Here is an 8,973-nt window from a genome sequence, read left to right as displayed (position 1 = left end):
CAGCCGGTCCGGCGTTTGAGGACAGCGCGCGCAGCGCGCTTCAGGGGGTGCGGGGGCCGCCCCCGCAAGAAACGGTGAAAGGGCGGGGCTGGGGCTCCACCACAACGGCCAACGCCGCGTCCGCCTCCACCCTCACCGCCAACCGGCCGTCCCGGCCGACCCGCACACGCCGTCCACTCAGCACGTCACAGTGCTCCCCCGCCGGCAACCCCGTCGCAAACGTCCGCGAAAGCGCACCTTTCCCATGGTTGATGACCACGAACCCCTTCGCACCCCGCCCGAAGGCGACGGCGTCACCCCCGTCATCCCACCACCACCCGACCCCAGCCCCCCGCACCGCGTTCCGGAACCCCACCATGCCGGCCGTCTCCGCCCGTCGGTGCTCATACGTGAACCCGTCCCCCGGCGCCCCCGCGTCCCGCTCACTGAACGCGTAGCCGGAATGCACGTCGGGCGCCCCGTACGGCAACGCCAGCATGGCGACATTGGCGAGCCCGTACACACGCCCCATCGTCCGGTTGAGCGTGCTGCCATCCCGCTCCGTATCCCAGTTGTCGACGAAGACGGACGCCTTGCCCCCGGGCACCCACCCCCGCCCCTCCCCGAACCCCCGCAGCTCCGCCAACCGCCCCTGCGTCAGGACGCGTTTGAGCTCACGGGCGTAGCGGAACTCCTGGACGTCCCCGGTACCGAGGTACTCCTCGGGCTGGACCGCCTCCCCCGCGCCGTAGATCGTCTCCTGCTTCCAGTAGACGTCCGGCTTGCTCAACCGCGCCTTCACCGCCGCGAGATCACCGCTCGCGACGTGCTTGGCGGCGTCGATCCGGAATCCGTCCACGCCCAGCGCGAGAAGATCGTCCAGATAGGCGGCGAGACGGTCGCGCACCCGTTCGCTCCCGGTGTCCAGGTCGGCGAGGCCGACGAGTTCGCAGTCCTGGACGTCGTCGCGGCGGGTGTAGTCGGAGATCGGGCGGCGGCAGCGGTGGAAGTCGTCGTCCCCGTACGTACCGGGGTAGCCGTACTTCGTGTACGCCGTGCCGCCGGTGCCCGTACCGGAGCCGGCGGACATGTGGTTGATCACCGCGTCCACGACGACCTTCACCCCGACCCGGTGGCAGGCATTCACCATGTGCGCGAAGGAGGAACGGTCACCGAGCCGCCCGGCGATCCGGTAGCTCACGGGCTGGTAGGAGGTCCACCACTGCGGACCGGCGATGTGCTCCTGAGGTGGCGACACCTGGACGTAGCCGTACCCGGCGGGGCCGAGGGCGGCGCCGCACTCGCGGGCGACGTCGTCGTACCGCCACTGGAACAGGACGGCGGTGACGTCCCGTACGCCCGGCGCGGCGCCCGGCGCGACGGCCCGCGCCTCGGGCGCGGAGACCGTGGCTCCGGCCAGCAGAGTGAGGACGGCTGCCAAGGCCCTCCGTGCGGCGGTACGCGGCATGACGGCTCCCGGGGTGGACGGGTCGTGGAGGGCGGGGCGTTGCAAGTGGCTTGCAAGAAACACGCAAGAAGACGGCAGTCCGCCGCGCCCCGAGACCGTACGAGCCCCACCCGCCCCGGTCAACCCCCTGCGACACAGCACGGTAACGACTCGGAAATCCCCTCCTTCCCCCCTTGCAAGGTCTTTCGCAAGAGATTGCAGCCTGTTAGCTTCCTCCTCAGCTCGGGCCGCCCGCTCCAGGATCGGCCCTCGTGAAGAGGAGAACCGTATGCGAAGAGGCATATCGGTCGCCGCCGTCGTCGGTGTGCTGGCCCTGACCGCGACCGCCTGTGGCGGCGACGGCGGCGGCAGCGGGGGCGACGGGAGCAAGGCGGCCAAGGACCCGGGCAGTGTGAGCGGCACGGTCACCTGGTGGGACACGTCGGACGCCACCAACGAGGCGCCGGCGTTCCGGAAGCTGGTGAAGGACTTCGAGGCCAAGTACCCGAAGATCAAGGTCGATTACGTCAACGTGCCCTTCGACCAGGCGCAGCAGAAGTTCAAGACGGCCGCGTCCACCGGCAAGGGCGCGCCGGACGTCCTCCGTTCGGACGTCGGCTGGACGCCGGGCTTCGCGCAGCTCGGCTACCTCAAGGACCTCACCGGGACGCCGGCCCTGGACAAGCGGGACGACTTCCTCGAAGGGCCGCTGAAGAACGCGGCGTACGAGGGCAAGACGTACGGCGTCCCGCAGGTCACGGACACGCTCGGGTTGCTCTACAACAAGGACCTCTTCAAGAAGGCGGGCGTGGAGAAGCCGCCGGCCACCTGGCAGGAGGTCAAGGACGCCGCGAAGAAGGTCAAGGAGAAGGCGGGCGCGGACGGCATCGGCCTCAGCCCGGACAGCTACTACTCGCTGCCGTTCCTCTACGGCGAGAAGAGCGACATGGTCGACGCGGCGGCCAAGAAGATCACCATCTCCGACGCGGCGTCCCGCAAGGGCATCGAGACCGCCGTCGACCTGGTGAAGTCGGGCGCGGCGCCCAAGCCGGCGGGCACCGACGGCTACAACGCGCTGAAGACGGACTTCAAGAACGGCAAGCTGGCGATGCTGATCGACGGCCCCTGGGCGACCAAGGAGCTGTTCGGCGGCGAGGCGTTCAAGGACAAGGGCAACCTGGGCATCGCGGCGGTGCCGGCGGGGTCGACCGGGGTGGCGGGGGCTCCGGTGGGCGGACACAACCTGGTGGTCTACGCCGGTTCGGGGAACTTCGACGCGTCGTACCTCTTCACGCGGTTCATGACGGACGCCGAGCGCCAGACGGAGATCTCCAAGACCGTCGGGCTGCTGCCGACGCGCAAGGCGGCCTACACGCCGGAGGTGCTGGCCGACCCGGTCCGCAAGTCCTTCCACGAGGCGCTGGCCACGGCGCACGCGCGCCCGCCGATCCCGCAGGGCGGCGATCTGTTCACCGTCTGGCTCCAGCACTACACCCGGATCCTGACGCTCAAGGAGGAGCCGCAGGCGGGTCTGGACGCCACGGCCAAGGAGTGGAAGTCCGCCCTCCTCAAGGACTACGCGGTCCAGGAGTAATGCCGTGACCGCTGCTGTGACCTCGACGAACACGACGACCGCGCCCGCGCGCCCCGGCCTGGCGGCCCGCGCCCGCCGGTCGTTCGACACCCACTGGTACGCCTGGGCGATGGTGCTGCCGGTGGTCGTCGTCCTCGCCGTCCTCGTCGGGTACCCGCTGGGCCGGGGGATCTACCTCTCCCTCACCGACGCCAACGAGGCCAACGTCGGCCGGACGATCGGCGTCAACCACATCCCGTCCACGTACGAGTTCGTCGGGCTGGACAACTACTGGAAGGTGCTCTCCGGCCAGGAGGGCCACTTCTACGGCCGGCTCGGCTGGACGGTGGCCTGGACGGCCGCCTGCGTCTTCCTGCACTACACGCTCGGCCTCGGGCTGGCGCTGCTGCTCAACCGGCGGATGCGCTTCCGGGGGCTGTACCGGGTGCTGCTGATCCTGCCGTGGGCGGTGCCGGCGTTCGTCGCCACGTTCTCGTGGCGGCTGATGTTCAACGAGAAGTACGGCGTGCTCAACGCGATCCTGGAACAACTGGGCATGGGCGCCGTGGACTGGCTCGGCGACAGCACGCTCCAGAAGATGGCGGCCGTCGCGGTCAACGTGTGGCTCGGCGTGCCGTTCATGATGGTCGCGATCCTCGGCGGCCTGCAGTCCATCCCGGCCGAGTTGCACGAGGCCGCCGAGATGGACGGCGCCTCGCCCTGGCAGCGGTTCCGGCACGTGACGCTGCCCGGGCTGCGGCCGGTGAGCGGGACGGTGATCCTGCTGGGCACCATCTGGACGTTCAACATGTTCCAGGTCATCTACCTGCTGATCGGGCAGGGCGCGAGTTCCGAGAGCGAGATCCTCGTGACGTACTCCTACCGGCTGGCCTTCCAGGGCATCCGGGACTACGCGGGCTCGGCGACGTACGGGATCCTCATCCTCTCTCTGTTGCTGGTGTTCGCCGTGTTCTACCGCAGGCTGCTGGCCCGGCAGGAGGAGGCGCGATGACCCGGAAGGTACGGGCCGGGGTCCGTGCGCGCGGGGAGCGCTCCCGCGGCGCGTCCGTCGCCCTGCACGCGACGCTGGTCGTGGCGTCGCTGGTCTCCCTCTTCCCCGTCCTCTTCATCGTCTTCGTCTCGCTGCGGGGGCGGGACGGCTGGCAGGAGCCGACCGAGTTCTCGGGCTTCGGGTTCGGGAACTACACGCACATCCTGAACGAGACCAAGTTCCTGACCTGGTTCGGCAACTCGGTGATCGTGGCGCTGGGGGCGACGGTCGTCGGCGTGCTGATCGCGGCGACCGCCGGGTACGCGGTGTCGCGCATGCGGTTCCCTGGCCGCCGGCCGCTGATGTGGACGTTCCTCGTGGTGCAGATGTTCCCGATGGCGGTGCTGATCGTGCCGCTGTACAACATCCTCGGGCAGATGGGGCTGCTGGACTCCTACGGCGGTCTGATCCTGACCTACTGCTCGATCTCCGTGCCGTTCTGCGCCTGGATGCTGAAGGGGTACTTCGACTCCATACCCGCCGAGATCGACGAGGCCGGGCGGGTCGACGGGCTCACTCCCTTCGGCACGTTCTGGCGGCTGATCCTGCCGCTGGCCCGGCCCGGTCTCGCCGTCACCGGCTTCTACTCCTTCATCACCGCCTGGGGCGAGGTGGCCTTCGCCAGCCAGTTCATGAGCAGCGAGGAGCACTACACCTTGGCGGTGGGCTTGCAGACGTTCGTCGGCCAGCAGAAGGCGGAGTGGGGGCTGATGACGGCGGCCGCCGTGCTCATCACCGTGCCGGCGGGGCTGGCGTTCTTCTTCGCGCAGCGGCATCTCGTCGCGGGGCTGACGGCCGGCGGCACGAAGGGGTAGCCCTCCGGGCGGGTGGTGCCCCGGTCCCGCCCCTTCGCCGATTCCTGGGGCTGCGCCCCAGACCCCGCTGATCGCGGCTTCGCCGCTCGTCCTCAAACGCCGGACGGGCTTGATAGGGCGCCCACTCCAGCCCGTCCGGCGTTTGAGGACAGCGCGCGCAGCGCGCTTCGGGGGTCCGGGGGCCGGCCCCCGGGAATCGGCGAAGGGGCGGGACCGGGGCACGGCCCGCCGCAGGCGCCCCCACCACCACCTCTCCCACCACCCGATAGGACCCCCATGACCCAGAACCTCGCGCCCACCCCCGCCGTGTCCACCACCCCGTCCGGCACGGACGCGTGGTGGCGCCGAGCCGCCATCTACCAGGTCTACGTCCGCTCCTTCGCCGACAGCGACGGCGACGGCATCGGCGACCTCCGCGGCGTCCGCGACCGGCTGCCGTACCTGGCGGAGCTGGGGATGGACGCGGTCTGGCTGACGCCGTTCTACGCGTCGCCGCAGGCGGACGGCGGGTACGACGTGGCGGACTACCGGGCGGTCGACCCGCTGTTCGGCGACCTCCAGGACGCGGACGACCTCGTCCGCGAAGCCCACCGCCTCGGCCTCCGCGTCATCGTGGACATCGTGCCGAACCACACCTCGGACCGCCACGCCTGGTTCCGGGAGGCGCTGGCGGCCGGCCCGGGCTCCCCGGCCCGGGCGCGCTACCACTTCCGCCCCGGACAGGGGGAAGCCGGCGAGCTGCCCCCGAACGACTGGGAGTCGGTCTTCGGCGGCCCGGCCTGGACCCGCACCGAGAACGCGGACGGCACCCCCGGCGAGTGGTACCTCCACCTCTTCGCCCCCGAGCAGCCGGACCTCAACTGGGACGACGCCGAGGTACGGGCGGAATTCGAGTCCGTCCTCCGCTTCTGGCTCGACCTCGGGGTGGACGGCTTCCGGATCGACGTCGCGCACGGCATGGTCAAGGCCCCCGGCCTCCCCGACATCGGCCGAAAGGAACAGGCCAAACTCATCGGCGCCCAGGTCCTGCCGTTCTTCGACCAGGACGGCGTCCACGAGATCCACCGCTCCTGGCGCCGGCTCCTCGACTCCTACCCGGGGAACCGGATCGGCGTGGCGGAGGCGTGGGCCCCGACGTCCGAGCGGCTGGCCCTCTACGTCCGCCCGGACGAGCTGCACCAGGCGTTCAACTTCCAGTTCCTGACCTGTGCGTGGGGCGCGGAGCCGATGCGGAAGGTCATCGACGAGTCGCTCGCCGCCACCCACTCCGTCGGCGCCCCCACCACCTGGGTCCTCTCCAACCACGATGTGGTGCGGCACACCACCCGCTACGGCGGCGGCGAGCGGGGGACGCGCCGGGCCCGGGCCGCCGCGCTGCTGATGCTGGCGCTGCCCGGTTCCGTCTACGTCTACCAGGGCGAGGAGCTGGGCCTGCCGGAGGTCGTGGACCTGCCGGACGAGGTGCGGCAGGACCCGGCGTTCTTCCGCGGGGACGGCCAGGACGGCACCCGCGACGGCTGCCGGGTGCCGCTGCCGTGGTCGGGCGAGGAGGCGCCCTACGGTTTCGGCCCGGGCTCCGGGCCGGCGGGCAGCTGGCTCCCCCAGCCCGCCGAGTGGCGGACGCTGTCGGTGGCGGCGCAGTCCGGCGACCCCCGCTCGACGCTGGAGCTCTACCGCTCCGCGCTCGCCCTGCGCCGGTCCCTGCCGGGACTCGGCGAGGGGGAGATGACGTGGCTGGCGGCGCCGGAGGGCGTGCTGGCGTTCTCCCGGCCGGGTTTCGTCTGCACGCTCAACACCCTCCCGGAAGAAGCGGAACTGACGGTTCCGGGACGTCCGGTACTCGCCACCGCCGCCCTGGAGTTCCACGGCGGAGCCGTGCGGCTGCCCGCGGAGTCCTGCGTCTGGTGGGAAGCCTGAGATGGCGTCCGGTGGGAAGCCTGAAATGGCGTCCGGTGGGAAGTCCGGGATGCGACCGGTACAGTCACCTCCCGTGACCGCACGGCTGGCCGATATCGCAGCCCAGGCGGGTGTCAGCGAAGCAACCGTCAGCCGCGTCCTCAACGGCAAGCCGGGGGTGGCCGCCTCCACCCGCCAGTCCGTGCTGGCCGCGCTCGACGTGCTCGGTTACGAACGGCCGGTGCGGCTGCGGCAGCGCAGCGCCGGACTGGTCGGGCTGATCACCCCCGAGCTGGAGAACCCCATATTCCCGGCCTTCGCCCAGGTCATAGGGCAGGCCCTGACCCGCCAGGGCTACACCCCCGTCCTGGCCACCCAGACCCCCGGCGGCTCCACCGAGGACGAGCTGACCGAGATGCTGGTGGACCGCGGGGTCGCCGGGATCATCTTCGTCTCCGGCCTGCACGCCGACACCTCCGCCGACATGCAGCGCTACGAGCGGCTGCGCGCCCAGGGCGTGCCGTTCGTCCTGATCAACGGCTTCTCGGCGCAGGTCAGGGCCCCCTTCGTGTCCCCCGACGACCGGGCCGCGATGCGGCTCGCCGTCACCCATTTGGCGGAGCTCGGCCACCGCAGGATCGGCCTGGCCGTGGGCCCGCGGCGCTACGTGCCGGTCCAGCGCAAGATCGAGGGCTTCCTGCGGAGCATGGCCGACCAGTTCGGCACGGCGGCGGACGACGCACAGCAGTGGGTCGAGCACTCCCTGTTCACCCTGGAGGGTGGTCAGGCGGCCGCCGCCGCGCTCCTCGAACGCGGCTGTACGGCCGTGGTGTGCGCCAGCGACATGATGGCCCTGGGAGCGGTCCGCGCGGCCCGCAGGGCCGGCCTGGACGTCCCCCGCGACGTCTCCGTGGTCGGCTTCGACGACTCCCCGCTCATCGCCTTCACCGACCCGCCGCTGACCACCATCCGCCAGCCCGTGCGGCCCATGGGCCAGGCGGCGGTGCGGGCGCTGCTGGAGGAGGTCGGCGGGACGCCGGCGCCGCACAGCGAGTTCGTGTTCCTGCCGGAGCTGGTCGTCCGCGGCTCGACGGGCTCGGTGCCGGCCCGGAGCGCGGGTCCCGTCTGACGGTGCGCCCCGGGCGCCCGTACGACGTCCGCGCGCCCGGCCGAAAGCACTCCAAACCCGACTTGAGGTCGATCTGCGCTCCTGCGGACTCTGGCACACTGTGGGCCTATGGGTGAAGCGACAGCAAGGACCCTGGAAGGCCGCACGGCCGCCCCGCCGCCCAACGGGGAAAGCGGGGACAGGCCGCCCGCGGAGCGGCCGTCGCCGCGTCGGCCGCGTGTGCCGCGCCGCCCGCGGCTCTGGTTCGAGGTGCTGCTCATCGCGGTCGGCTACTGGACCTACTCCCTGGTCCGCAACGCCGTTCCGGAGCAGCGTGCCGACGCGCAGCGCAACGCGGACTGGATCTGGTCCACCGAGCAGAGCCTCCACATCGCCGTCGAGCACACCGTCAACAAGGCGGTGAACTCGGTGACGTGGCTCATCGTCGGCATGAACTACTACTACGCCACCCTGCACTTCGTCCTCACCATCGGCGTGCTGGTCTGGCTCTACCGCTGGCACCCCGGCCGCTACGCCGCCGCCCGCCTCGCCCTCTTCGCCACCACCGCCGTGGCCCTCCTCGGCTACTACCTGTACCCCCTCGCACCCCCTCGGCTCATGGCCGACGGCCCCGGCTTCATCGACACCGTCCTCGTCCACCACACCTGGGGCTCCATGGCCTCCGGCAACCTCGCCGACGTCTCCAACCAGTACGCGGCGATGCCGTCCATGCACATCGGGTGGTCGGTGTGGTGCGGCGTCACGATCGCGCTGCTGGCGCGGTGGGTGTGGGTGCGGGTTCTCGGGGTTCTGTACCCGGTGGCGACGCTCGCCGTGATCGTGTCGACGGCCAACCACTTCTGGCTCGACGCGGTCGGCGGGCTGCTGTGCCTGGCCTTCGGGTTCGCGGTGTCGTACGCGTGGTACCGCGCGTTTCCGTACCGGCTGGCGCGGCAGGTGGCCGCTGCGGGGTGAGGTGCCCTCTTCGCGGTTCCGCTGCTCGTCCTCAAACGCCGGACGGGCTTGATATCGCGCCCGGGGGCACCAATCAGCCCGTCCGGCGTTTGATGACAACCGCGCGGAGCGCGGTTTCGGGGTCTGGGG

The 8,973-nt window shown here is 71.1% G+C and carries 7 protein-coding genes; 6 read left to right on the top strand and 1 reads right to left on the bottom strand.

Features of this window, described 5'->3' with window-relative positions; genetic code table 11:
- Positions 1-40: 40 nt before the first annotated feature.
- On the bottom strand, positions 41-1,420 hold the full coding sequence (locus tag JNW98_RS24205; protein WP_372459316.1) for an alpha-amylase: 1,380 nt from the start codon (positions 1,418-1,420) through the stop codon (positions 41-43).
- Between the two features lie 295 nt (positions 1,421-1,715).
- Here JNW98_RS24205 and JNW98_RS24200 point away from each other — a divergent pair, with 295 nt between their 5' ends.
- The 6 genes from JNW98_RS24200 (at position 1,716) to JNW98_RS24175 (ending at position 8,844) form a co-directional block, all read left to right on the top strand.
- Positions 1,716-3,020, top strand: coding sequence for an extracellular solute-binding protein (locus JNW98_RS24200; RefSeq protein WP_223770392.1), 1,305 nt, complete (start codon positions 1,716-1,718; stop codon positions 3,018-3,020).
- 4 nt (positions 3,021-3,024) lie between these two features.
- Positions 3,025-4,011: a carbohydrate ABC transporter permease gene (locus tag JNW98_RS24195; protein ID WP_372459315.1), complete on the top strand. Its 987-nt coding sequence runs from the start codon at positions 3,025-3,027 to the stop codon at positions 4,009-4,011.
- A complete protein-coding gene (locus JNW98_RS24190) occupies positions 4,008-4,865 on the top strand; it encodes a sugar ABC transporter permease (RefSeq protein ID WP_223770391.1) in 858 nt (285 codons plus the stop codon). Before JNW98_RS24195 ends, JNW98_RS24190 begins: the two co-directional genes overlap by 4 nt.
- Positions 4,866-5,141: 276 nt before the next feature.
- Positions 5,142-6,782, top strand: coding sequence for a glycoside hydrolase family 13 protein (locus JNW98_RS24185; protein WP_223770390.1), 1,641 nt, complete (start codon positions 5,142-5,144; stop codon positions 6,780-6,782).
- A gap of 73 nt (positions 6,783-6,855) precedes the next feature.
- Entirely contained in the window at positions 6,856-7,890 is a 1,035-nt protein-coding gene (locus JNW98_RS24180) for a LacI family DNA-binding transcriptional regulator (protein WP_308015657.1), read from the top strand.
- Between the two features lie 108 nt (positions 7,891-7,998).
- Positions 7,999-8,844 carry a phosphatase PAP2 family protein gene (locus JNW98_RS24175; RefSeq protein WP_223770388.1) on the top strand — a complete coding sequence of 282 codons (846 nt, stop codon included), beginning with the start codon at positions 7,999-8,001 and terminating at the stop codon, positions 8,842-8,844.
- Positions 8,845-8,973: the final 129 nt, after the last annotated feature.

This window comes from Streptomyces huiliensis (assembly GCF_020037025.1).
Taxonomy (GTDB): domain Bacteria; phylum Actinomycetota; class Actinomycetes; order Streptomycetales; family Streptomycetaceae; genus Streptomyces; species Streptomyces huiliensis.
This window is presented reverse-complemented; position numbering and strand designations above follow the sequence as displayed.